At 63.1% G+C, this 24,358-nt stretch carries 26 protein-coding genes; 6 read left to right on the top strand and 20 right to left on the bottom strand.

The genetic code is table 11. From position 1 onward, the window contains the following. Positions 1–9 precede the first annotated feature (9 nt). From VKV28_09800 to VKV28_09790, 3 genes are all read left to right on the top strand, one after another. Positions 10–531 (top strand): sterol desaturase family protein, encoded by a 522-nt coding sequence (locus VKV28_09800; protein ID HLH77085.1) that lies wholly within the window; start codon positions 10–12, stop codon positions 529–531. 96 nt (positions 532–627) lie between these two features. After that, positions 628–1,410, top strand: a complete 783-nt coding sequence (locus VKV28_09795) for an enoyl-CoA hydratase-related protein (GenBank protein HLH77084.1) — start codon at positions 628–630, stop codon at positions 1,408–1,410. A 2-nt stretch (positions 1,411–1,412) separates the two neighbouring features. Next, entirely contained in the window at positions 1,413–2,147 is a 735-nt protein-coding gene (locus VKV28_09790) for an alpha/beta fold hydrolase (GenBank protein ID HLH77083.1), read from the top strand. 11 nt (positions 2,148–2,158) lie between these two features. Here the strand turns inward: VKV28_09790 and VKV28_09785 are convergent, their stop codons facing one another. Beyond that, complete coding sequence (locus VKV28_09785) at positions 2,159–2,536, bottom strand: hypothetical protein (GenBank protein ID HLH77082.1); 378 nt, start codon at positions 2,534–2,536, stop codon at positions 2,159–2,161. A 148-nt stretch (positions 2,537–2,684) separates the two neighbouring features. On the opposite strand from VKV28_09785, the gene VKV28_09780 reads away from it, so the two are divergent. Further along, positions 2,685–3,683, top strand: coding sequence for an isocitrate lyase/PEP mutase family protein (locus VKV28_09780; GenBank protein HLH77081.1), 999 nt, complete (start codon positions 2,685–2,687; stop codon positions 3,681–3,683). 98 nt (positions 3,684–3,781) lie between these two features. Here VKV28_09780 and VKV28_09775 read toward each other — a convergent pair whose 3' ends face one another. The 14 genes from VKV28_09775 to VKV28_09710 all read right to left on the bottom strand — a co-directional run bounded on the left by VKV28_09775 (position 3,782) and on the right by VKV28_09710 (position 18,592). Next, on the bottom strand, positions 3,782–4,555 hold the full coding sequence (locus VKV28_09775) for a glucose 1-dehydrogenase (GenBank protein HLH77080.1): 774 nt from the start codon (positions 4,553–4,555) through the stop codon (positions 3,782–3,784). A 33-nt stretch (positions 4,556–4,588) separates the two neighbouring features. After that, entirely contained in the window at positions 4,589–5,443 is an 855-nt protein-coding gene (locus VKV28_09770; GenBank protein HLH77079.1) for a carotenoid biosynthesis protein, read from the bottom strand. Positions 5,444–5,446: 3 nt separating this feature from the next. Beyond that, on the bottom strand, positions 5,447–6,439 hold the full coding sequence (hpnA, locus tag VKV28_09765) for a hopanoid-associated sugar epimerase (protein HLH77078.1): 993 nt from the start codon (positions 6,437–6,439) through the stop codon (positions 5,447–5,449). Between the two features lie 5 nt (positions 6,440–6,444). Continuing rightward, on the bottom strand, positions 6,445–7,851 hold the full coding sequence (gene hpnE / locus VKV28_09760; protein ID HLH77077.1) for a hydroxysqualene dehydroxylase HpnE: 1,407 nt from the start codon (positions 7,849–7,851) through the stop codon (positions 6,445–6,447). Next, complete coding sequence (gene hpnD, locus VKV28_09755) at positions 7,838–8,725, bottom strand: presqualene diphosphate synthase HpnD (GenBank protein ID HLH77076.1); 888 nt, start codon at positions 8,723–8,725, stop codon at positions 7,838–7,840. The genes hpnE and hpnD overlap by 14 nt, the downstream gene beginning before the upstream one ends. Further along, a complete protein-coding gene (gene hpnC / locus VKV28_09750; protein ID HLH77075.1) occupies positions 8,722–9,603 on the bottom strand; it encodes a squalene synthase HpnC in 882 nt (293 codons plus the stop codon). The genes hpnD and hpnC overlap by 4 nt, the downstream gene beginning before the upstream one ends. Positions 9,604–9,610: 7 nt before the next feature. Next, positions 9,611–10,765: a 1-deoxy-D-xylulose-5-phosphate reductoisomerase gene (locus VKV28_09745; protein ID HLH77074.1), complete on the bottom strand. Its 1,155-nt coding sequence runs from the start codon at positions 10,763–10,765 to the stop codon at positions 9,611–9,613. 8 nt (positions 10,766–10,773) lie between these two features. Next, the gene (shc, locus tag VKV28_09740) at positions 10,774–12,729 is read right to left on the bottom strand and encodes a squalene--hopene cyclase (protein HLH77073.1); all 1,956 of its coding nucleotides are present in this window, start codon (positions 12,727–12,729) and stop codon (positions 10,774–10,776) included. 77 nt (positions 12,730–12,806) lie between these two features. Next, a complete protein-coding gene (locus tag VKV28_09735) occupies positions 12,807–13,841 on the bottom strand; it encodes an alcohol dehydrogenase catalytic domain-containing protein (protein ID HLH77072.1) in 1,035 nt (344 codons plus the stop codon). Continuing rightward, positions 13,838–14,788 carry a farnesyl diphosphate synthase gene (locus VKV28_09730; GenBank protein HLH77071.1) on the bottom strand — a complete coding sequence of 317 codons (951 nt, stop codon included), beginning with the start codon at positions 14,786–14,788 and terminating at the stop codon, positions 13,838–13,840. The genes VKV28_09735 and VKV28_09730 overlap by 4 nt, the downstream gene beginning before the upstream one ends. A gap of 69 nt (positions 14,789–14,857) precedes the next feature. Continuing rightward, on the bottom strand, positions 14,858–15,850 hold the full coding sequence (gene hpnH / locus VKV28_09725) for an adenosyl-hopene transferase HpnH (GenBank protein HLH77070.1): 993 nt from the start codon (positions 15,848–15,850) through the stop codon (positions 14,858–14,860). Positions 15,851–15,884: 34 nt separating this feature from the next. Beyond that, positions 15,885–16,502, bottom strand: coding sequence for a TetR/AcrR family transcriptional regulator (locus VKV28_09720; GenBank protein ID HLH77069.1), 618 nt, complete (start codon positions 16,500–16,502; stop codon positions 15,885–15,887). A 243-nt stretch (positions 16,503–16,745) separates the two neighbouring features. Continuing rightward, positions 16,746–17,747 carry a Gfo/Idh/MocA family oxidoreductase gene (locus VKV28_09715; protein ID HLH77068.1) on the bottom strand — a complete coding sequence of 334 codons (1,002 nt, stop codon included), beginning with the start codon at positions 17,745–17,747 and terminating at the stop codon, positions 16,746–16,748. Further along, positions 17,744–18,592, bottom strand: coding sequence for an LLM class flavin-dependent oxidoreductase (locus VKV28_09710; GenBank protein HLH77067.1), 849 nt, complete (start codon positions 18,590–18,592; stop codon positions 17,744–17,746). The genes VKV28_09715 and VKV28_09710 overlap by 4 nt, the downstream gene beginning before the upstream one ends. Positions 18,593–19,022: 430 nt before the next feature. Between VKV28_09710 and VKV28_09705 the strand changes: the two genes are divergently transcribed. Then, a complete protein-coding gene (locus VKV28_09705; protein ID HLH77066.1) occupies positions 19,023–19,682 on the top strand; it encodes a hypothetical protein in 660 nt (219 codons plus the stop codon). A 110-nt stretch (positions 19,683–19,792) separates the two neighbouring features. Here the strand turns inward: VKV28_09705 and VKV28_09700 are convergent, their stop codons facing one another. Together VKV28_09700 and VKV28_09695 are read right to left on the bottom strand one after the other, a co-directional pair. Beyond that, complete coding sequence (locus tag VKV28_09700; GenBank protein HLH77065.1) at positions 19,793–20,512, bottom strand: VIT1/CCC1 transporter family protein; 720 nt, start codon at positions 20,510–20,512, stop codon at positions 19,793–19,795. Continuing rightward, positions 20,493–21,383 (bottom strand): lipopolysaccharide kinase InaA family protein, encoded by an 891-nt coding sequence (locus VKV28_09695; GenBank protein ID HLH77064.1) that lies wholly within the window; start codon positions 21,381–21,383, stop codon positions 20,493–20,495. Before VKV28_09695 ends, VKV28_09700 begins: the two co-directional genes overlap by 20 nt. An 88-nt stretch (positions 21,384–21,471) precedes the next feature. Here VKV28_09695 and VKV28_09690 point away from each other — a divergent pair, with 88 nt between their 5' ends. Next, entirely contained in the window at positions 21,472–22,395 is a 924-nt protein-coding gene (locus tag VKV28_09690) for a glycosyltransferase family A protein (GenBank protein HLH77063.1), read from the top strand. A 24-nt stretch (positions 22,396–22,419) separates the two neighbouring features. Here VKV28_09690 and VKV28_09685 read toward each other — a convergent pair whose 3' ends face one another. The 3 genes from VKV28_09685 to VKV28_09675 form a co-directional block, all read right to left on the bottom strand. Then, entirely contained in the window at positions 22,420–22,866 is a 447-nt protein-coding gene (locus VKV28_09685; GenBank protein ID HLH77062.1) for a hypothetical protein, read from the bottom strand. A 100-nt stretch (positions 22,867–22,966) separates the two neighbouring features. Continuing rightward, on the bottom strand, positions 22,967–23,194 hold the full coding sequence (locus tag VKV28_09680) for a hypothetical protein (protein HLH77061.1): 228 nt from the start codon (positions 23,192–23,194) through the stop codon (positions 22,967–22,969). Positions 23,195–23,471: 277 nt separating this feature from the next. After that, on the bottom strand, positions 23,472–24,358 hold an 887-nt coding region (locus tag VKV28_09675), incomplete at its 5' end, for an MFS transporter (GenBank protein ID HLH77060.1).

Below are 24,358 nucleotides of genomic sequence, written 5' to 3'. Positions count from 1 at the left end.
ATCAAAATTATGTTCGCGGTAATCGCCTGGCTGCTCTCCGGCCTGCTCTCATGGACGCTGCTTGAGTATGTCATCCACGGCATCCTCAGTCATCAGCTCCAGAGCTTTGTCACACCCCTGCACGCCGTCCATCATCGTGACCAGCACGCCGTCTTCGCCCTGGGGGCATGGCCGCCCGCGGTAGCTCTGATGGCGGCGATGGTGGTGGGATGGGGTTGGAGGCCGCTGAGCGTGTTCTACCTGGGCTTGCTGGCAGGTTTTGCCGGCTATGAGATAATTCATTACCGGCTCCATTTCGCCCGCACTCTGACGCCGTGGGAGGCGCGATTGCGGCTCCATCATCGTATTCACCATTTGATCAGTCCCAACCGCTGCTTCGGCGTCAGCACCACGCTTTGGGACTGCGCTCTGGGCACCGGTATCGGCGCGGCCGAGCGGCGCCGTTATGAAGTTCTGCTCGAGCTACCGCCCCTGAGCGGTCCCTCAAACCTAGGCCAATTGCTGGCGGAGTTGCGACCACGGGCACGTTGATCCATCCGCTCGCCGCGCGATCCAGCCGCCTCTTGTCACCGCCGGCAACCGCGCGGCAGTATGATTTGCTTCACCCAAACCCACACAGGAGCCGTCATGCCCTACTCCGACCTCGTGTTTGAACTCGACGATCGGATCGCTCACATCACGCTCAACCGGCCGCAGGCGGCCAATACCCTGAGCCTGGAGATGTCGCGTGAGCTTTTGGACGCCGCCATACACTGCGAGGAAGAGGGGGCCCGCGCGGTCCTGCTCAGCGGCGCAGGCCGAATGTTCTGCGCCGGCGGCGACCTGCGCAGCTTCGCTACCCGCCAGGGGATATCTCTGACCACGTACGTAACTGAGACCCTGACCGCCCTCCACGCCGCGCTCTCGCGCCTGACCCGGATGGACGCGCCCGTAATCGCCGCCGTGCATGGCAGCGCGGCCGGCGCCGGCTTCAGCCTGATCTGCGCCTGCGACCTGGTACTGGCCGCAACCTCGGCTCGCTTCACCATGGCCTATACTCGCTCTGGCCTGACCCCCGACGGCTCGGCCACCTATTTTCTACCTCGCCTGGTCGGCCTGCGCCGAGCCTTGGAGTTGACCCTCACCAACCGCGTTCTCAGCGCCCAGGAAGCTTGCCAATGGGGCTTGGTAACGCGCGTGGTGGGCGAGGACGAATTGCCCGCGGCAGCCATGGAGTTGGCTCAGCAGTTGGCACAGGGACCAACCGGCGCCTTCGGCGCCACCAAGCGCTTGCTTCAGCAAAGTTTCGGGGAGCGGTTGGAATCCCAGCTGGAAAACGAAGCACGGGCGATCCTCAAGGCCCTGGCCGGAGCAGAAAGCCGCGAGGGGATCACGGCATTTCTGGAAAAGCGCAGTCCCAACTTCAAGTAAAGATGGCAACCTTTGTTCTGGTCCATGGCGCCTATCATGGGGCTTGGTGCTGGGCCGCGGTAATCGGCACGTTGGAGCGCATGGGTCACCGCGCCCTGGCCCTGGATCTGCCCGGCCACGGCGCCAGCAGCTTCAAGCGCGCCGACGTCACCTTGCAGGTTTATGCCGACGGCTTGGTTGATTTTGTCGAGCAGGCCGACGTGCGCGAGCTGGTATTGGTGGCCCATTCGATGGGCGGCCTTCCGATGACCATGGCGGCCCCGCGGCTGGCCTCGCGTCTGAAGCGAATGATCTTTGTCGATGCGTTAGTGCTGCGCGACGGCGAGCGCGCCGCTGACCTTATCCCCCCGGCGCGCGCCCGCCTGCTGGAAGGTGCGCTGACAGGGCCCGATCGTTGCCTGCCGGTCAGTCCGGAGTTCATTGATCTCTTTCGCCGCAATTTCATTCAGGATGGCGCACCCGCGCTGCAGGACTTCGTAATCGCGGCGCTGCAGCCGCAGCCGTTGGCGGCCTATCTGGAAGCGGCAGACAACCGCGCTTTCTTCGAGCTGAAAGTGCCCACCGATTACGTCGCTCTGAGCGAAGATCTGGCCCAATTCCCCCGAAAATGGCATCCCTTTTATTCCTGCCGCTTGCGCAATCCCACCGTGAGCACTATTCAAAGCGGTCATGAAGTGATGTTTACCAAGCCAATAGAATTGGCCCAGACCCTGGTTGCGCTAGCGCGGCAGAGTTGAGCCAGGAGCCCCTAGCGGATGACCACGTTGCGCCGGCCGTCGTCTTGCACGCATTTGCCCAGGCTGAGCGCGCGGTACTGGGGGTCGTTGTCCTCGTAGAGCTTCATTACCAAGGCGCTCATGCCGACCTGGCAGGTGTCTTGGTCGACGAAATCATAGGCCTTGCCGTCATAGCCGCGGATGACAATTCCGGTCCATTTTTTCTTCGGCGAGTCCTTCAAAATCCTGCGCTCGCCGGTGTCCCGATCGACTCCATCCAGCGGCGGGATAAGCATCATCCATCCCTTGGTGCGTGGCACATAATCGCTTTGCGCCGCCAGGGTGGGCCGGGTTCCCGCGATCAGCAGCAAGCTACTCACTATTATGCTCAGCCACAGTTGCAATTCCACCGCCCTCCTTCCAGGCGTCGGCCTGCAAGCTCTTAGCGTGCCGCTAGGGTCAAGGCAAGCGCAGTCCGACGCCAATTTGTGCATACCTGGGCTTGCCCTGGGATGCTCAACCGCTATAACAGAACCCGTACCCAGGGAGGTGCGCGCGATGGCGATGGATGAGATAGCTCGTAAACGGCGCCAATTTCGCGATATCCTGGCTCGCCCGAAGCTGACCATGATGCCTGGTGGGTTCAGCCCGCTATACGCCCGGATGGCGCAAGAGATCGGATTTGAATGCTTTTTTCTGGCCGGCTCTCAACTGAGCGCATTTCTTTATGGCGTGCCGGACAACGGCATCATTGGGCTGCGCGATTTGGTTGACCATGCCCGCCACATGGCGGCACGCTGCGAGATTCCTATTCTGGTGGACGCCGACACCGGGTTTGGGAACGCCGTCAACGTCCATTTCTCGGTCCAGGAGATTATTCGCAGCGGTGTGGCCGCAATGCAGATAGAGGACCAGGAAGCGCCCAAGAAGTCCGCCACTTCGGCGGGCCGGCGCTGTATCTCACTCGAAGAGGCGATCGGCAAATACCAAGCCGCGGTGGCGGCCCGCAACGCGATCGACCCCGACTTCGTGATCTGCGCGCGCTGCGACATTCTGGGCGCCGAGGGCGGCAGCTTCGAGGAAACCCTGCGCCGTTGCGTCGCATATGTAACCGAAGGCGGAGCCGATTTCGTTTGGCTCAATTCGGTTCAGACCCGCGAGCAGTTGCGCCGCGCCTGCGCCGAAATCCCCGCTCCGGTACTCGCTATCTGGGGCGGCGACGAAGAGCCTCCCTCCAACGAAGAATATGAGCAGCTCGGCCTGCGCATCGCACTGTATCCGGTATGCGCCGCTACGGCCGGCCTACAGGGCTCTTGGGAGCTTTTGAGCGACCTTAACGCACGCGGCTCAGTGGCACTACGCGATTTCGACCGGCGCGCGGCCGCCAATCCCTGGGGTCGCCCCAATCAGCGCAAACTGGTAGGCGGCGATCAGATTCGTGAAATCGAGGAACGCTTCCTGCCCACCACCGCCCGGCGCGATTACGATCGCACCTGGGGACATAAAACGACCTATGTCGAGCAGCCTCAGAGCCAGCCACCCAAGGCCCGCCACTGACATAATACGTTTCAAATGACGCCCTGGGCGCGTTGCTGACCGACATCACCACGCGGCCTTGCGCAAACCGCTCTCAAGTTCTTGGTGGCGAATGTGCCCTAAGTAAAGCGAAAGGCAGGGGCACCGCCCATGAGCTCCTTGACTCCGCCATCGACCAGCAATTCCGCACCTTGCACATACGAGGCGTCGTCGGAGGCCACAAACAGCACAGCGTGCGCGATCTCTTCGGGCCGCCCCGCGCGGCGCATCGCGACCCCCGCCGCCACCCAGCGTTCCAACGCCGTCAGCGCCGCTTCGCCGCCGCGCTCCCACAGCGGCGTCATCACCACCCCGGGCGTAACCACGTTGACCCGGATGCGGCGCGGCGCCAACTCCGCCGCCAGCGTGCGCGCCAGCGATCGCACCGCTGCCTTGCTGGCCGCGTAGGCGGCAAAACCGGGGCGGCCGAGGTCGGCGAGTACCGATCCGATTAGCACAATGGCACCGCCGTCACGTAGCATGGACAACGCCTCCTGGACCAGAAAGAAGACCCCCGCAACGTTGGTCGCCATAACCTGGGCAAACATTTCGGGAGTAGTTTGTTCCACCGACGCATGCGTCACCAAGGCAGCATTGGCAATCACGATATCGAGACCGCCCAAGCGCTCGGCGATAGCCTCGAACATGGCGTGACGCTGGTCAGCTTGGCTGAGATCGGCGCGCAAAGCGATCGCATTGGGGCCCAGCTCCTCGCCCGCGGCCGCCAGCGTGCGGGGATCCCGCCCGCAGATCGCCACGCGCGCGCCTTCGGCGACGAACAAGCGCGCGATCGCCAAGCCGATACCACTATTGCCGCCCGTCACCAGAGCGCTCTTACCAGCCAGCTTCGCCATCTCGCCACTCTCTCCTTAAGGGCAATCGAACCGCTAGGCCTGATCATACGGAAAATCGATCAAATGGCGCTGGATGTCTTCGGCACCCGCGCGCGCTTCGGGCCGGGTCCATCCGTTGAGCGCCATCGCGATGAAAGGGAGATAGATGAAGATTCCAGCCCAGGCGATGGTAGCGGCGCCAATGCGGAACAGCATCACCAAGGCAAAGCTTACGATGCCCACGTACAAGCCAGGCCCTAACAGCCAGCGCCACTTTAGTCCTGGCCACACCCCCAGCGGTCTGCCCTTGGCGCCCGGCCATCCCGAGCACCAGGCGTCGAGGCGCTGAAAGATAGCCACTGCGATGGCGGCGACGAAAAACCATCCAAGGTAATTGCTGATTGGCACGCCAAAGTGCGGTCCGGGCGGGTCATACCAGAACAGATGCCCCAGGAACCATCGGCGACCCACCACGCTGAGCGGATCGACGACCATATCGACCATCACGGTGAGCAGCGCCGCCATCAGCCACACCCGCGGCGAACGGCGCAGCGCGCGGGTGTCCATGAGGCGCGGCTCGCCGCGCCGCCACAGGATTGGCGCGCTCACCAGCAGTGCCATGCTGTAGGCCGCAAAGGACAGGAACGTGAATGACAGCGAGTCCATGAAAGGTACTCCGGCCACCCACAACTCCCGACCTACCGTAGCCGAGTCGTAATGGTAAAGACCAAAAGGAAACCCGTTATGCACCGAACTCCATTCACAGGCCAATGCCACGCCATAGGTCAGGATGGTAAACAAGACGGTGGTGAGCAGGCCAAAGTTGACCACCGAAATGAACAGATAGGCGGCCAGGAAAACAAATACATAGGGACGCAGCGCCACCGTGCCGAGCAGCAGATGGAGCATCGGTCAGCTCGGCGCGGCGCCACTTTGCCGATAGTATTGGATCGCCGCACGCAAGGCGTCATCCAGCACGCCGGGCTGATAGCCCAACTCGCGCATCGCCTTGGCCGAATCGAAAAACATCCGCTTGTGCGCCATCCGCACTTCGGTCAGGCTGGCCCGCGGCGGGTGGCCGGTAAAGCGCGCGATAAGATCGGCACCAGCGGCGTAGCCGTACACCACCGGATAGGGCAAGCGCATATGCGGAGCGGGCACGCCGGAGAGGCGCTCCAGACGGGCAAAGAGCTGCTGGAGGGTGAGGTTTTCGCCACCCAGTATATATTTCTCACCGACCGTGCCGCGCTGCGCGGCCAACAGATGGCCGCGGGCGCAGGCCTCAACGTCGACTAGGTTGAGCCCGGTATCCAGGTAGGCGGGCATGCGGCGGTTCAGAAAATCCACGATGATGCGGCCGGTAGGGGTGGGTTTATAATCCAGTGCGCCGACCGGCGTGGACGGATTGACCACCACCACCGGCATCCCTTCGCGCGCGGCGGCCAAGGCCAGTTGCTCCGCCATGAACTTGGATCGCTTGTAAGGCCCAATCATGTCGGAAAGCGCCACCGGACTGCTCTCATCTCCGATCCCACCGGCGGGCACGCCCAGCGCGCCCACTGTGCTGGTATGGACCAGGCGGCCCACCCCGTGGCGGCGCGCCGCCGCGATCAGGTTGCGGGTGCCTTCCACGTTGGTGGCGTACATCGGTGCCGGATCGGGCACCCACAGGCGATAATCGGCGGCCACGTGATAGACCTCGGCGCAACCCTTGACCGCCTCCTCCAGATGCGAGGGCTGGCGCAAATCGCCGCTTACCAGATCGTATTCCACGTCATTTAGAGCGCGCAGATCGGCGCCCGGCCGTGCCAGCACCCGCACCCGGTCGCCGCGCGCGCGCAAGGCGCGGACCACATGGCTACCAACGAAACCATTGCCCCCGGTCACCAGTGCGGTAATCGCCATTGGCCTCAGGCGAACTCGGGGATGCGCGAGACGTGGCCCACGCGCTGGCGCACCGCGGCGGCGGCCGCGCGGCCTGCTATGACGGCGCTTTCAATCGTCGCGGGCAGGCCGGTCTGAATCCAGTCCCCAGCTAGAAAAAGATTATCGATCGGAGTCGTCACCGGCGGGCGCAAGCGCTGGCTGTCACAGGTGGGCGCGATGGTGGCCTGCTTCTCCTTGAGCACCAGGGCCTTGACGAACTTGGCCTCACGCGCCGCTGGCACCATCCGATAGAGGTCCTTCATCACCAGGTCGAGCAGCTCCTCGTTGCTGCGATCCACCAGGGCGCGCGCGCCGCTGATGACGAAACTCAGATAACCACCACGATTTTCGCGCTCCTTGCGCGCAAAGATCACCGATTTGTTGAACAGCCACTGCGTGGTCGTGCCAATAAACCCGACGAAGGCGGCGTCGGTAACCGGCCGGTCCATCCACACGTGGACACAGACGATCGGCGAAGGGCTCAGTGTCGCCAGACGAGAGAAATAATCCTCGGCGCGCAACGTCGGTGGCAGCATCGCCAGCAACGCGCCGGGCGTTACGCTGGAGATGAAATTGGCGGCTTCCAGCGAGCGCCCGTCCCGCAGTCGCACCCGTCCCACCGCGCGCTCGCCGTCCAGTTCCAGCCGCTCCACCCCGGCGCTGGGCGCCACCACGCCACCGCGCTGCTCGATAAATTGCCGTGCGGTCTCGCAATAGAGCTGGCTCAGTCCGACTTTGGAATAGACAAAAGCAGAATCGCGCCGACTGCCGAAGAAGGCTCGCCGCCAGACTTCCACCAGCAGCGCGGCGCTGGCTTGAGCCGGCTCATCGTTGAGGGTGGCGATCGCCAGCGGATACCAAAAGCGCTCGCGGCTAGCGTTGGATTGCTTCCATTTGGCCAGCAACTCAGCCACCGTGGTTTGTCCCAGCGGCGCGAAGCGGCGCGCTGCCAAAAGTCGCAGACCGGCGCCCAGCACCCCCAACCGCTCGCGTGGTGAGAGCAGGCGATAGCGCAGCAGCGCGCTCGCCATATGCATCGGACCGGGCAGCAGGCCGGCGCGCAAGCGACCGCGGGCGCCCTCCAGCGTGGTCAGCTCGATATCCAAACGAGGGCGAAAGACGAGCTGTTTGTCGCTACCGATCTTCTTCAGGAAATCCAGGGTCTCGGTGTAACAGCCCATCAGCACATGCTGGCCGTTGTCGACCGCATCACCGCTCTCCGCATCGGCGAAGGAGTAGGCGCGCCCGCCCAGCGTCGGCCGCCGCTCCAGGACCGCGACCCGGAAACCCTGTTCGGCCAGCGCCACCCCCGCGCTCAAGCCCGCGAAGCCCGCTCCGATCACGACCACGTCACGGGGATCCGACATTACCGTGCGATCAGATTCGGCCACGCAAAAGCCTCCCCTGCGCCCACGCCTGTCCCACCAGCAACAGGCGATAGGGCGCCGACAAGCTCAGCTTGCCGTCCATCACGCGATAGCCTGTCTTGACGATGCGGCGTAGCAAGGCGCGATAGATTAGGCGCATCGCTTCGGCGCTCAGCAGCGAGCCGCGATCCTCTTGCGGTAGAGCCTGCGCGGCCAGGGTGTAGAACTGACCGGCGCGTGCGGCTTGAAACTCCAGCAGGCGCACGAAGCGGTCGGTGTAATGTCCCGCCAGCACTTCTTCCTCGCTCACCGCGAAGCGCGCAAGGTCCTCCAGCGGCAGATAGATGCGTCCGCGCTGGGCATCCTCGCGCACATCGCGAATAATATTGGTCAGTTGAAAGGCCAGCCCCAAATTTTCGGCATAGATCTGGGTGCGAGGATTGCGATAGCCGAAAATCTCGATGCATGCCAGCCCCACCGCCGAGGCGACCCGATAACAGTACTCTCGCAACTCGGCGAAAGTATCATAGCGCCGGCGCGAAAGGTCCATTTCCACCCCCTCGATAATTTCCTCGAAGTAGCGCCGCGGGATCGGGAAACGGCGCACGCTGGCCGCCAGCGCGCGCGCTACCGGGCGAGTGGCCCGGCCCAGGTAGACCAGCTCCAGCTCGCGCCGCCACGTGGCCAGCCGTGCACCGGCGTCGGCGGCCGGATGGTCATCGGCAATATCGTCGAGAAAGCGGCAAAAGGCATAGGTGGCATAAAGCGCTTGGCGCCGGTGCGGCTCGAGCAGCATGAAGGCATAATAGAAATTGGAAGAGGCGGCGCGAGTTATCTGCGCGCAGCGCGCGAAATCATGGGCTAGCGCGGGCGCCGTCACATCCACCGATTGCGTCATGCTTGCAGCCGGCCGCGCAGCGCGTTCCAGCCCACCCGCAGATAATCCTTGCGTGTCAGCGTTGGGCGCCGCTTGAAGACATCGTAGCCGGCCGCTTCGATGGCGCGCAAAATCGCCATTCCACCGCCGGCGAACATCAGCACGTCGCGGCGCAAGCGGCCATCCACCAAGCGGGCCAACGCTCCGCCAGCCCCCAGCAGATCACGCGACACACCTATTTCATGGCGCATCAGGTTGATAAAGGCCTCGTTCACTACCCCAGCGCGCAACTGCTCGGGCGAACAGCCGAAGCGGGCCAGATCCTGGCGCGGCAAATAAATTCGTCCCTTGCCCAGGTCGATGGCGATATCCTGCCAGAAATTAGCCAATTGCAGCCCGCTGCAGACCTGATCGGCCAGGGCCTGGCGACCACTGTCGCGATAGCCAAACAGATAGAGCACCAGCCGCCCCACCGGGTTGGCCGAACCGCGGCAGTACTCCATCAGATCTGCCAGAGTCTCGAAACCCGCGAAATTGACGTCGGAGCGGAATGCCGCGAGCAAATCCAAAAAAGGCTGGGGCGGAATATCAAAGCGGCGCACGGTGTCGGCCAGGGCAATGAAAACCGGATGGCGGGCCACGCCGCGGTAGGCGTCCTCCAATTCACGCTGCCATTGATCGAGTTTGTTCAGATCGTGCTCTTCGTCGGCGAAATCGTCGGCCACTCGGGCATAGGCGTAAATCGCGTGCAGGTGCGGGCGCATCGTACGCGGCATCAGCCAAGAGGCAATCGTGAAGTTTTCGTAATGCGAGCGCGCCAGTCGCCCGCACCACGCGTAAGCTTCGGTCAACGCCGCCGCGTCGGGTTTTTCTCCCACCAGGACCGGGCTTAGCGCCATCCCAGCCTCAGGCCGCCATTAGCTCGTGCGCCGCCGCGCGGCCCCAGCTATCGGCTTGCAGCACGTCTTCCAGGGTTCGTGCAGGCTGCGAGCTATAACGTTCCAAAATGGTCGCTAGGTGACGCCAGATCTCAGCGAAGCGCAGCCGCCCGGCAAGAAAACCCGCGACCAGCTCCTCGTTGGCGCCGTTAAGGCAGGCCGGCGTGGTACCGCCGCTGGCCAGCGCCTGATATGCCAACCGCAGGCAGGGGAAGCGCTCCAGGTCGGGCGGCTCGAAGGTCAGCGGCCCGGCTTGGAAAAGAGAGAGTGGGCGCAGATGGCCTAGCGGCAATCGCTCCGGATAGGCTAACGCGAAAGCGGCGGGAATCGCCATGTCGGCAATCGCCAATTCGGCCAGCACCGAACCGTCAACCAGCTCTACCAGCGAATGAACCACGCCCTGGGGATGGATCACCACGTCGATACGTTCCGCGGACAGCCCGAACAACCAGTGCGCTTCGATCACTTCCAGTCCCTTGTTCATCAGGGTAGCCGAGTCGATAGTGATCTTATGGCCCATGTTCCAGATCGGGTGGTTGAGGGCCTGGACCACTGTGGCCTCTTCCATCTGCTCCCGCGACCAAGTGCGGAAGGGACCGCCCGAGGCGGTCAGGATGATTCGCTTGACACTCTCGCGCGCACGCCCCTCCAGACACTGAAACAAGGCGTTATGCTCGCTATCGACCGGGAGCAGGCGGACACCCGCGGCAAGGGCCGCGCGGGTCACGATTTCCCCCGCCATTACCAATACTTCCTTGTTGGCGAAGGCGATATCCTTACCGCTTTCGATCGCGCGCAAGGTAGGTTTCAGTCCTAACGCCCCGACCAGGGCCGAGACCACCAGCTCGGCAGCCGGATGGGTTGCCACCTCGACGGCGCCCTCTAGACCGGTCAGGACCAGCGGTCGCTGTCCGCTCAGCGTGGCGCGCAACGCGCGCGCCGCCGCCTCGTCGGCTACCGCCACGACTTCGGGTTTGAAGCGGGCGATTTGTTGCGCCAACAGTTCAAGATTACGGCCAGCGGCCAGAGCCGCGACGCGAAAGCGCTCGGGAAAGCGGGCCGCCACGTCCAACGTGGTAACCCCCACCGAGCCGGTCGAACCCAGAACAGCGATGGTACGCATCGGAGATATTACCTGCCTGCCGATTGCAGCCAGCGCCGATAGCGCCCCAACGCAATCAGCGGAAAATACAGCGCATACATGTGGTAGCGAAGATAGAAGTGGTTAGGAAAACCGGTGCCGGTGAATTCCGCTTCGTCCCAGCCTCCCGCCCCGTTCTGCCGCTCCATTAGCCAGCGCGCGCCACGTTCCAGCGCTTCCCCGGGGGTCACTTCTCCAGCCAGCAAGCCCATCACGCCCCAGGCGGTTTGGCTGGGAGTGCTAGGACCCTTGCCGCGCCAGGCCGGGTCGCGATCGGACAGGCAGCTTTCGCCCCATCCGCCGTCGGGATTTTGTTTGGCTCTGAGCCACGCCGCGCCCCGGCGCATCATGGCATCCTCGGGCGCGATTCCAATGGCGCGCAAGCCGCACAGCGCGGAGAAAGTGCCATAGACGTAGTTGACGCCCCAGCGTCCCCACCACGAGCCGTCGGATGACTGATGGCGGCGCAGCCAGGCGATCGCACGCTGGGCCGCCGGATGGTCGGCGCGGTAGCCGGCCGCGGCCATCATCTCCAGAACCCGGCCGGTGAGGTCGGGGCAGGTCGGATCGGTGGCCACTTCCAGCTCTGAATAGGGCAGACTGTTGAGCCAACTGGCGTCGTTATCAGCGTCAAACGCCGAAAAGCCGCCGTCGCGCGATTGCATCCCGATCACCCAGTTGCAACCCGCCGCGACCGCGCGCTGCTTGGCCTCCAACTGCTCCATCGCAATCTCGGCCAACACCCCGACGATAACCGCGGAGTCGTCAACGTCGGGATAGTTGTCGTTGTAGAACTCGAACGCCCATCCGCCCGGCTCCAGCTTGGGCCGCTTAACCGACCAGTCGCCGGCTTTGAAGATTTGATGGTCAATCAGCCATTGACCGGCGCTGCGCAGGGCCGGATGGTTGCTGGGAGCGCCCGAATCCAGCAGCGCGCGCGCCGCCCAGGCGGTGTCCCAGTTGGGCGATACGCACGGCGTGCACAGCGTGCGCTCCTCGCCCAGATCCCACAACAACTCGCGGGTGGCCGAAAGCGCCTTGGCCAGCACCGGATGGTCGGTGCGGTAGCCTAACCCCTTGAGCGCCATCGCGCTGAGCAGATAGCAAGGCTCGATTCCGCCCCACGAACCGTTGGCCTCCTGATGGTCGAGCAGCCATTTTTCCGCTGCCGCCAGCGCGCGCTGGCGCAGACCTTTGAGTGGATGGCGATTATACAGCCACAACAGGCGGTCGAGTTGATTGAAGGCGGTGCGCAGCGACAACCAGCGCTGCCCACGGGGCAGGCTGAACTTGGTGAAATGGGGCGGCTCGATATAGAGCTCAAGTACGCCCGCCTCGTAGCTGACTTTGACCACCGGCTTGGTGGCTTGCAACACCATCAAGCCAAACAAGGTCCCGCGCGCCCAGGAGGATAGCTCATAGACATTGACCGGCCAGCTCTGGCGCAGCAAAGCGATTTCCACCGGCACCGCCACGGTCGTGCTCCAATCCAACTGGCCCAGACACGCCAGATAGAAGCGGGCCAGCATCCCAGCCTTGGGAATTCCGCCCCGGGTCAGGACCCAGCGGCGGGCGGCGGTGATTTTATCGTCGCCGGCGCGCATGCCGGCTAGTTTGAGGGCAAAGTAGCTCTCTACGGTAGTGGAAAAATACCCCTCGCCGCCCGGGAACAGGTTCCAACTCCCATCCGGCTGCTGCACCTCGAGCAGGTACTTGCTGAGCTTGGCCTGAAGCTCAGCCTCCACGCAACCCATGAAATGCATGAAAATGATATATTCGGCGTTCATCGAGGCGTTGGCCTCCAGCGCGGCCTGCCAATAACCTTCGGGGTGTTGCAAGTCGAGCAGCCGTCTTTGGGCCCGCTCGATGACGCGCTCAAGTTTGTCGTGGGCGCCCTGCTCTCCCGCTGCCGCCGTTTGCTCCCGCTCCTGCGCCGTGTCGTCCATACCGTTTTGCGCGAACTCCTTCTCTCAAGCGCCTTACCTACTCCCTTACCGACCGCAACCTTCCGGCGCGCTAACGGTCAGGGAACAATGGCGCATTTTAGTACTTCACCCGCTTCTAGCTCTTCGAAGACCTGGGCCAACTCGCTCAGGCGGCGGCGGCGGGTGATGATTCGCGCCGCGCCCAGCGTGCCTTCCACCAACAACTCACGGGCCCGCCCCACGTCGGCTGGGCGATAGTGAAAGGGTGCAAGCAGGGTCAGATTGTCGTAATGCATGCGCCGGGTGTCCAGCCGCACCATCGAGTCACTGGGACAGCCCCCGAAAAAGACTACACGCCCGCCGCGCCGCACCCAGCTCATCGCCGCTTCCCAGCCCTGAGGTTGCCCCGTCGCCTCGATTATCAGGTCAGGGCCATAACCCCTGTTGAGCGCCGCCAGCGCCGCGCCGACGTCAGCGCCGCGCGCGTCGAGCACCAGGTCGGCGCCAAATTCACTCGCCCACCGCAGGCGGGTATCGCCGCGACCAATCACTATCACCTGGGCTACCCCCAGGTATTTGAGCATCAGCGCATGCAGCAGGCCGAAGGGCCCGGCGCCCACTACCGCGGCGACTTCGGCCGCGCGCGGCTGCGCCAGCGCCTGGGCGTGAACCACGCAGGAGAGTGGCTCCAGCAGCGCGGCTTCTTCGAAGGGTAGCGCGGCTGGTTTGAGGAAAGCATTGCGTTGCACCACCGGCGCGGGCAGCAGCACGAAGTCGGCATAGGCGCCCATCACCATCACCGCCATCGCCTGCGGGCAGAGGTTGGCCTGCTCGCGCTGGCAGAAAAAACATTGGCCGCAAGGCGCGCTGGGCGCCGCCATTAGCTCGTCGCCAGGCTTGAAGCGATCGACGCCCGCCCCCACCGCGGCCACCACCCCGGCAAATTCATGCCCCAGCGGTGAGGGAAAACTGAACAGCGGGTGACCGCGACGAAAAAACTTCAGATCGGTACCGCAACTGAGCGCGCAGCGCACGGCGAGCAGCACTTCGCCGGGGCCGGGCCGAGGCACCGCCTGCGTGCGCAAGGCCAGTTGGCGCGGCGCCGTCAGCAGCGCTTGGCGGCCGACCTTCACAGCGAACGCTCCACCACGAAAACCACTAATTCGCGCAACGGCTGGGCGCGTTGATCGAACGGCTCCAGGGCGCGCAACGCCTGGCGCAGCAGCTTGCGCGCAAATGCTTTGGACTTGGCCAGTCCCAACAGGGAGGGAAAGGTAACCTTGTGATGCTCGCCATCCTTGTGGGTGCGCTTGCCCATCTGCTCGGTGGAGGCTTCGACATCCAAGATGTCGTCGATAACCTGGAAGGCCAGCCCCAGCGCCCGGCCGTAATCGCCGAGCGCGGCCAGTTGGGCCGCGCTCGCGCCACCCAGCCGGGCCCCGCCGCGCACGGCGGCCAGAAAAAGTGCCCCGGTTTTGCGCGCATGCAAATATTCAAGCTGCGCCTGAGTGATAGCCTGCCCCTCGCACAGGATGTCCAAAGCCTGCCCGGCCACCATCCCGCTCGCACCGGCGGCGCTTGCCACTTCGGCGATCACCTCGATTAACACGGCCGGCGGCAAGGGTGCGCGAGCCAGGACCACAAAAGCATCGGTCAGCAGACCATCGCCCGCCAAGGTGGCGAGCGCCTCGCCGAAGATCTTGTGATTAGTCGGCTTGCCGCGGCGCAAATCATCGTTATCCATGCACGGTAGGTCGTCATGGATAAGCGAATAGGTGTGAATCATCTCAAGCGCGCAGGCCAAGGCCATCGCCTGTGCGCGGCTGCCGCCGACAGCTTCGCAGGCTGCCAGGGCCAGGATGGGACGCAACCGCTTACCGCCTGCCAGCAGGCTATAGCGCATCGCCTCCATCAGCCGGCCGTCGGGCCCCTCACTTCGGGCCAACAAGCGTGCCAGCTCGTTCTCGATCAGGCGGGCGCGCGCGCGCAAGTAAGTCTCGATTTTAAAAGCGCCGGCGCGCGCCGGCGCGCGCGCGCCTGACGCTTCGCCGTCGCCCTGGGCCGAAGTCGAAGTTCGCATCGGTGGTATAAGACCCGCTGCAAAAGTGCGGAAACCCGACGGCCAAGCCGTCGCTTCCGAAAGTGGACCTCAGGCTACATAATGGCGAACCATTTTCCACGAATCCTTGAGATTGTGCCCGAACTCCAGCGCCACCGTGCCCTCGAATCCCGAGTGTAGCCGACAGTCCTTGCAGCGCGGATCCTGCTTGGTGCGGTAGTATTCCCAGTCGGTGGCGCCGAGCAGCTCCTTGAAAGTGGCGTAATGGCCATTGGTGATAAGATAACAGGGTCCCTTCCAGCCGCGCGGATTGCGCGTCACCGTGGTCCATGGGCTGCACAGCAAATCGCGCTCGCCCGCCAGATATTCAAGATAGATCGGGGTGTTGATAATTTTGTAATCCTCGGCCAGCTTTTTGACTCGGCGAAACTTCACCGGGGTCTCGTCGCCGGTCAAATAGATGTCGTTGGTCAAAACTTGGTAGTGGTAGCCAGGGGTCAGCAGCATCCCGTCCACCTTGAGCGAGGCCAGCAGTTTGACCAACTCTTCGATCTCATCCGCGCTGGTCTCGCGAAAAATGGTGCTGTTAGTTTGGACTCGAAAGCCTTTCTCCTTGAGCATTTTGATCATTCGCACACAGGTGTCGAACACGCCGGCGCGATCGACCACACGATCGTGGGTTTCCTTAAGCCCGTCCAAGTGAATGTTGAAGCTCAGATACGGATCGGGCCCGACCTGCTTGACAAAGCGCTCCAGCAAGATGGCGTTGGTACAGATCTGAACGTGGCGACGCTGTTCGATCAAACCGCGGGTCAAGGCGACAATATGCTTGTACATCAGCGGCTCGCCGCCACAGATCGAGACGATCGGAGCATCCGCCTCCTGAGCCGAACCCAGGGCCTCTTCCAGCGGCATCTGATCGCGAATGGTGTCCTTGTATTCGACGATGCGGCCGCACCCAATACAGGCCAGGTTGCAGGCGTGCAGCGGCTCCAACATCAGAACCAGAGGGAAATAGGGGTTGCCAGCGCGTTTCATCCGACGCACATAACGCCCCAGATCCATCATTAACTTAAGCGGCATTCGCATGATTAATCCTACGCTCTCCTGCCCCTGCTTAAACGATCGCGTTCGGGCTCGCCGGCGGTTCCAACAACAATTCGCATAACATCCTCACCGCACCATCCAAATCGAAACTGCTCCCGGTTCCGAAGAGCAGATTAACCAGCAAGCCGTTAAGCGCCGAGACCAAAAAATTTGCCATCGCCTCAGGCGGGTAAGTGCGACGCAACAAGCCCTTTTCCTGTCCGCAACGGATCCGGTCGGTAAGCAGCCCCTGATAAACCTGATACAGCCCGCGAATCTGCTCCGTGAAGGCCTCAGGAACCTCTTCCGCCATCAGGCGGCGCAGAAAGAAGCTTACCGAACCGGCGTTATCGCGCACAAACAGAACATAATCTTCGATAAGGCGCTTTATTTGCTCGCGTTCGTCAAGCTGCGCCGATTCGTCGGCGAAATCAATGTAGTATGGTTCCAGCAGGCGGCTCAGCACCGCCATGAACAACTCTTCCTTGGTCTTGAAATGCCAGAAGATCAGCGCCTTGCTGACTCGCGCCTCGCGCGCAATTTCCGACATCGAAGTCTCGTGAAAACCCCGGCTTGCAAACAATTGCATGGCCGCCTTCAGGATCTCGTCACGCGAATCCTGAGCTTGCGTGCGTGCTGCCTCGGTCATCGTTGCCTTGGTCAGGAGCAGTTGTCTTCCGGGAGCGACCGCCCCTTGTCGAGTTGCAGGTCCACTCGCTAGCCAGGGCAACCCTAGAGACTCGCGCTCAAGCGCTGCCTAACCCGTCGGTCAATGGCAATCTTATCCGGCGCTTGAGACAAGTCAAGAGGGCGCTGCAAAGACGCGGCTAGCCCCCCGGCTTGCACCTAGTATCCATGCTACTCGGGGCGCGACGCCGATCACAGTAAATCCCTACCCGCCCACAGCCTGTACCCGGCCAGTAATGGCGGAGGCCTGCGCCGCGCGCAGCCAAGCAAGAGCAGCCCGGACCTCGGCGCGATTGTCCCGAGCCAAAGCACCGCGATGACCCTGCTCCAAGGCGGCCAGGAAATGGGCGGCAGTGGCAGCAAACCAGCTTGCGTGGTAGGAATCATCCGGGGCGTCGGTCACCGGAAAAAATTCCGTCGCTCCCTGGCGCGAGCGAAGCTCTAGGGCGTCCTCGCCAATCGCTAGCCAACCCGCGTCGCCGTAAATGATAGCTCTGGTCTGACGAATCGGCGCATGCCAGGAGAGATGTACGTACGCGCTCGCCAGGTTGGCAAACTCCACCATCAAATCGGCGCCATCGTCCAACCCTTCAAGGTGGTTGATGCGAGCGCTGACCTGAGTAGGCGCGGCGCCGATCAGCCAGGGCATCAGGTAGGCCAAGTGCCAGCCGTGATCGATTAGGATGCCACCGCCTTGGTCCGGGTCGAGCCGCCAGGGCGCCCCGCCCGCGGGCGCGGTTCGTAAGCGCAGCATCGCGCAATGACGAATCTGGCCTAGTCGGCCGGCCTTTATCAGCTCAAAGGCTTGGCGGTAAGCAGGCGCATATTTCCAGTTGTGGACGCACATCAGCAAGCGTTGCGCGTCGTCGGCCAGGGCCAACAAGCGCGCCTCGTCCTGCTGGGGCAAGCATAGGGGCTTTTCCACCAGCACATGGACGCCGGCCGCCAAGGCCTGGGTAATCGCGCCGAGGTGGGCGGCAGGGGGGCTGGCGATATCGACAAAATCCAGGGCTTCGCCCGCCAGCATCAACTCCAGGTCTTCATAGACTCGGATTTTGCCGTCAAAGGCACGCAAGGCGGCTTGGCGGCGCGCCGCCTGCGGTTCGTGCAGCGCCACCATTTCCACTCCCGCCGTCGCCCGCCATCCCGTCAGATGGCCCAACTCAGCGACCTGCCCAAAGCCTGAAATAGCTCCTCGCAACTTCATGCCAGGTAATTGCGCGCCAGCAGTTCCAGCGCTTGAATCGACACCATAGGGGGTTGGCGCACGAAGACCAGGCGATGGGCTCCCGCGGCAGCGTAAAGCTCGATCGTGCGGCGCGGCGTAGGCGCCTCTTGGGGTGCGAACACGCTTATATCCACCGTGCTAAAATCCCGCCCAGCCTCGGCGCACATTCGTTTGAGGCGCGCGACTTGGCCGCTCAGGCGCCGTGGGTTGATTGCCACCGGAGCCCAGCCCTCGGCTAACGCCACAGTGTTCCTGAGCGCGCGCTGTGAAGCCAGCCGGCCTACTGCGCCCGCTCCAATCAGAATCGGTGGACGAGGACATAGCGGCAGCAGCGACGCTCGGGGATGGGGGGCGAAGCTTACCCAGCGACCGCGAAATCCGGCTCGCGGCGTGCTCCACAATTGCTTGATGACGCGCACGTATTCCGCCACGATCGACCAGCGCTGCGCCGCGCTCATAGCGCGCCCGCCAGCCGGATTGTCGCTCTCTCCGGCCCCAACGCCGAACACAAAGCGGCCTCCGCTGTAGAGCGCTAAGGTGCGCGCGCGGTTGGCTAGATGGAAAGGATCGGACCACGGCAGCGGGTAAACCCCTGTGCCCACTTTGAGCCGACTGGTCACCGTGGCCGCCATTTGCAGCACGCAAAATGAGTCCAGCACGCCGGCGTATACCTCGCTTGAAGAAAGGGTTGTACCGTAATTGGCGGGGAGAGCGTAAAAGGTTGGCACGAACAGCGTTTCAAAGCCTAATTCTTCGCACCGCGCCGCCAGCACTTCCGGTCTGGGCGTATTCGCGGTAAAGGACAGCGAAACGCCGATATTCATCGTGACCTTGGACGCAAAGCAAGCTCCTTTTTTCGCTCAAGCCGGCGGCCAGGCTGTAGAGTCTAGCGCGAAGCGCCGTTCACCAATGTTCAGCTTGACCGGTCTCGGGCTGAGAGCGGTTTCAGATTGACCGTCCCGGATTTGCCATCCAGGCGTATAAATTAACCTTGCGTCAACCCCGTAATCCTTGAGTTGTGGGCGCAACCATGCCTCGCAACTGGGAGTTGAGCATTACCTCCATCCCAGGGAGTCCGGCTCCAGGTCTGGTAAACGCCAACCAACCAGATCCATCCCGTCCAAGCCCCTAGGACTCGTTCGACGTGGCGTACAGCTTTTGGTTTGTCGAGCCACAAAACTCTGGATTGACCATCAAAATTGCTAGCCGGGCGAGACTGGACCACGGTGGCATGTGACTATAAAAATTTTTGCCATGTCGCCTGACCCGAACTTTGTCTTCGACCTTGCCGTCGCCGCCGTTGGGATCGTGCCGTTACTGACCCTGATCGCGGCTCTATTCACGTTTTGGAAAGCGCGCGGCGCTCTCATCCAGAGCGAAACTAACCGCCGGCTTTTGACGGAGATGCTGGGGATGATCGTCATTTCCCAGGCGGCGCTGGCTCGCTGCGAAGACGGTCTCGGCAAGCTGCGGGCGGAATCCCAACGGTGGGAACTTGACGCCGGACGCTTGCTGGAAGCACAGCGCAGGGCCGTGGAGGAGGCGTTGGCCGAAATCGGCGCGGCCTCCAGTGCTTTGCAAGCGCGGGAACAAGACTCGGCACAACTTCAATTTGCGTTTCGCGACGCTATCGATCGCTTCGAGCAAGCCTCGGGACGTTCCCTGGCCGCGCACCACGCGGCCTTCCACCAAGCTCAGGATCAATTCCAGAAGGCTGCTTTGCTGCTGACAGTGCCGGTCAATGGCGGGTCAGGCGAACGTCAATGGGCGCGCCGTGCGGCCCATCGGATCGGCGAGCTGTTACGCGCCGCGTGGCGACCCAAGCCCACCTTTGAATCGCCTGCGCCGCGCTCCCAGGAAACCACCGACACCCCAGCGACAACTTCGGACCCTTCCTACACACCGCGCCAATAGCGCTACCTTGCGGACGTCCACCCCATCTTCAACCGGCGGAGTTAAGACACGGCAGATAAGAGGCAATCGCCAAGCGCGGCAGATGCACAAGTCATGCGCAAGACATAACCTTAGTGCAAGGCGAACAGGCGGCCGGCGAAAAAAGTAGCGGAGGCGGCGGCCGCCCCGGTCAGGGCGCTCTCCAGGCCGCTGCGCCACCATGGCCGGGTGGTGATAACAGTCTTGGCCGCGCCGACCGCGAACAAGGTGAGCAAAGTAGCCGCGGCCGACCAGGGCAAGCCGCGGCCGGCATTGGTGAGAAAATAAGGGATGACCGGGATCGCGGCACCGAGCAAATAGGCCAAGCCGACCGTGATACCCGAGCGCCAGGGTGACTCGAAATCGCCGCTGAGTCCCAACTCCTCGCGCATCATGACGTTGCTCCAACGCTCGGGGTCGGCCGTAATATGAGTGACGACTTCGTCCAGCAGGCGGCCGGAAAAGCCCTTGGCGCGGTAGATATGACGAATTTCCTCGCGCTCGCGCTCGGGCCAGCGCGCCATCTCCTGCCGCTCGCGCTCGATCTCGCTTTGATAAAACTCGACGTGCGAGCGCGCCGAGATGAAGGCCGCCAGTCCCATCGAGACCGCCCCACCCAGCATCTCCGCCAACCCCGCCATCACGACGATGCGCGCGAGCACCGCGGCGCCGGCCAGCCCCGAGGTCACGGCAAAAGAGGCGACCAGGCCGTCGTTGAGCCCCAGCACCAGGTCGCGCAGCCGCTCCCCGCCCGAGGAATGGATCTGCTCGGTATGCTGATCGTATTGGCGGTTACTGATCGAAAAGGCCATTTCGATTTACCCGGCTCGGCGTGCTTAGGCGACCGAACAGACCCACTGTCCGATGATCGTTAGCGCTATGCTCGAAGCGCCCCGGCCGCGCGAGCTGGCGCCGGCGCGCGTAAACCCGATCCTTGTGGGCGCGCTCCTGTGCCAATTTTTCTAACAGAGATTTCAGGCGCGCTGGCGGCCATGGCGTTCCGAGATAGGCGCGCAGAAAATGAAGCCGCTCGGATCGGCTCAGGAAACGGCCCACGCTGCGATCGAGCTGGACCAGGTTGCGCCGCCGCCGCCGCCACGAGACCCGGGGCAAGCGGCGCAAACCGTCGAGGTCCACAAAGTAGATTTGAAGCTGCTCGGGCTCTCCTTCAAGCATCAAATTAGTTTCCTGCAAGTCAGAGCTGAACAGCCCCTCCTCGTGCATCCGGCGAATGGTGGTGGCGACAGCGGCCAATACCGCGCGGCGCCATCGCCATTGCAGACGCTGACCGCCACGGCGCCGATCCAGAAAGACGCTAAACATCGCGGCCTGCGTCAGGGCCTCGCTGAACAGCCAGCTTACCCGAATCGCGCCGGTCGCGAGGCAGTCGGCGGCGGCCAGGGGGCGCGGAAACAGAAATCCGGTCTGTGCCAGCTCTCGCGCCGCGCGCAGCGAGCGGGCAGCGGGCGAACCGCGCAGGCGCCAGGCGATTCCACGCACCCACGATGCGGCCGCCATCCGCTTGACGAAGACCACGCCAAAGTGGTCAAGGACCAGGAGGCCGGCCCGATTGCGCGGGATGTCCTTGCTCAGGGTGAACCTGTCGCTCGCGATAATCTGCTCGCCCGCCCGCAGCGGCCCCTCCCAGGCCGGGCTTTCGGTATATAGAATCCGCATCCCCATCGGCACTCAAGCCTATCTGAATCGGCTGCCTATTGGCATCGCTGGTCACCATACGCCGGGCCCCTGAGCTGTGTTAATATGGGCCGCCGTGGCTAATCCGCTCGCTTCCATAGTTATTCCGGTGTGGAACGGTGCCGCCACGCTGGCGGCGACCCTGAGCAGCGCGATGGCGCAAAGCTACCGGCCAGCCGAAATTGTGGTGGTGGATGACGGTTCCACCGACGCCACCGCGACGCTACTTGCTTCCTTCGGCGACCGGATCACGCTCATCAGGCAGGACAATCAGGGCCCCGCACGGGCCCGCAATGCTGGTGCGGCGGCGGCGCGCGGCGACTATCTGTCTTTTCTGGATGCCGACGACCGCTGGCTGGAACAGAAGCTTGAACTAACCATCCGAGCCCTTCGCGATAAGAGCGGGGCTGTAATGGCCTATTGCGATGCGATGCAGCCCGACGGGCATCCTTTGGTCCCGGCGGCGATGGCGCACGCGCCCTCCCGCGCCGAGATGCTGGCGCGCTGGTGGCCGATTCTGCCCAGCACCGCGGTCATCAAACGGGCTGAGTTCCTGGCCGCAGGCGGTTTCGATCCGAGTTTTCGCCGTCCGGGATGGGAGGACGCGGAGTTCTTTGTTCGGCTGCGCGACCGGGGCGAATTCGTGTACCTGAACCAAGCCCTGGTGTGTTATCAGGCCACGATGAATCCCGAGCGAGCGGCACGCTACGCCAACAATTTTGCGCTCCTCGCCACCCGCATTCGAGCGCGTTACGGCGGAGCAGGTGAGCCCTTGCTACGCGAAAGCCGCGCCTACGCGGCGCGCGCGCTGGCCTACAAAGGGCTAATCGAAATGGGTGCCGGCGCGCGCGCTCAAGCGCGCCGCAGCTTGTGGCGTGCAATCCGATTGGACCCACGCCAGGCACGCAACTATCCCCGCCTCATCCGCACACTGCTGCCCGCCGCGCTGGCCCGGGCTTTGACCGGCCGTACCCGCCATGCCAACGGTTCGTTGGGATAGCTACGCCTGGCCGCGAGGCAGGACTCAGACGCGACGCGAGGCCAGAAAGCTCTTGCGCAGCAACTCGTTCTTCTCGTTCACGCCCTCAATAAAGTTGGGGTTGCTGGTAATCAGGAAATATTCCTCGTCTGCCTCTAGGCAAAGCTTCAGTTCCAGCATCTGATCGGCTAACGGTAGCGTGGCCTCGCCGTCAGCCAAGCCGTCGGTAGTGATGCAGTACAGCCAGGGCTTGTGATGGGCACGCGTGTGGCGCCCGTCAATCAGTTCTACGGGGAGCTGACGGCGAGCCCACACGCGATAACGGCGACCGCTTCTGCCGGTAACGCTGAAGAAGCCCCGTTTGCGCAAACAACGGCGCTGGAGGCTGGTCAGATGGCGCGCCAATAGCTGCGCCGCACGTTCCCGGCTGGCCGAATCGTGCGCATAGATGACCGCATGCCGGTCCAGGTAGCGAATACGCGGGCTGAACAATTCGCGCTCGCTTTGCGAGGGCAGGAAGCGTCCCAGCCTGTTTCTCCAACGCCGCGCCCAGCGACGCCACCGGGCGCGGCTTCGCGCCCACATCGCAGTCTCAACCCCCAACCAGCCGAGGGGCAAGAATGATCGATTTGGCCTTGGGATCAAAGCTACGGATCATGGTAACCCCATCGCCGTTGGGCCCTTCGACAAAGGCCAAGTAGCCATGGCGCGCAGTCTTTTCGTCGAACGTGCGCTTGGCAGTTTGCAGACCCTCACCACTGTCCGGATCCCAGCGGATTTCGGTATCACCGCTTTTTCCTAACACGCTCATCACACTCATAACGTGCTCCTTTGTTGGCGGCGCCGGGATACCCACCTCTCAAAGCCTACACGTCTAGCGACCCCTTCCACTACCGACGGGGAACCCCATCGCCCTCCAGGTTTTGCCTCCCGGAATATTCTTGCACAATTGCTCTCGCTCCCGCCCTAGCTCCAAATCAAGAATAGCAAAAGAGACGGCCCGCTGGCGTCCTTTTTTTCCAAAAGCTGATTCTCCGTGCAGGGCGGCTGCACCGCCGCTGCAAAGGCCGGCGCAGCCCGCTGGCATTCGGCTTACCTCAGGCTTCGGCCACGCGCGCCGGCGCGGAGAGCGCGGGCAGATCCGGTATCCGTACCATCGAAACCGCGATCGCCGAACCTACCATCAGCAGGGCGGCGAGTTCGAACGGCCGGGTATAGCTGCCGCTCAGATCGTACAGGCGGCCGGAAAGTACCGGCCCCAGCGACATTGAGATAGCAGCCACGAAGTATTTGATTCCTATCATGGTACCTAACCGACGCAGCCCCATCGCCTGGGCCAACAGCACCGTCAGCACGGTGTTGTTGGTTCCCGCTCCGGCGCCCCAACACAGAGCGAAGAGAGGAATCATTGCGGGCGCCAAACGGGCGTTGGCCGCGCCCAATAGGGCCAGCATAGCGCCGCCCATCAACAGGGCACAAATGGCCAGCACCGGCTGCGGGCGATACCGATCGCCCAGCCATCCCATGATGACCACGCCGGGGCAACTGACCAGGGTTTGCGAGCTGAAAATTAAAGCTGCGTGCTGCGGCGTGTAGCCCACTCCGATCAGATACGTGATGGTATGGACGAAAACCGCCGAAAATCCCAGTGTGCCGAGGAACTGAGTTAAGACGATCAGCCAAAACGCGGAGGTACGTAAACCCGCAGCGGGCTCAAAGCCGCTTAGATAATCAGCGTCGCCGGCGGCAGGACGAGCTGGGCTGGCCGTGCGAGGAGGGCGAGTACGCACCACCATCACAGCCGCGGGCAGCATCAGCAACAAGGCTGGCACAGCCATCCAGCGCAGGGTAGGGCGCCATCCCAGCCGCGCGATCGCCAAGGTCAGCAAGGGCGGGGTGAGGGTCATGCCCACGCCGAAGCCGAAGGAGACCACGCCGCCAAAAAAGCCGCCGCGCCCCTTAAACCAGTTGACGATCACCACCA

The organism is Candidatus Binataceae bacterium (assembly GCA_035294265.1).
Lineage (GTDB): Bacteria > Desulfobacterota > Binatia > Binatales > Binataceae > DATGLK01.
This window is presented reverse-complemented; position numbering and strand designations above follow the sequence as displayed.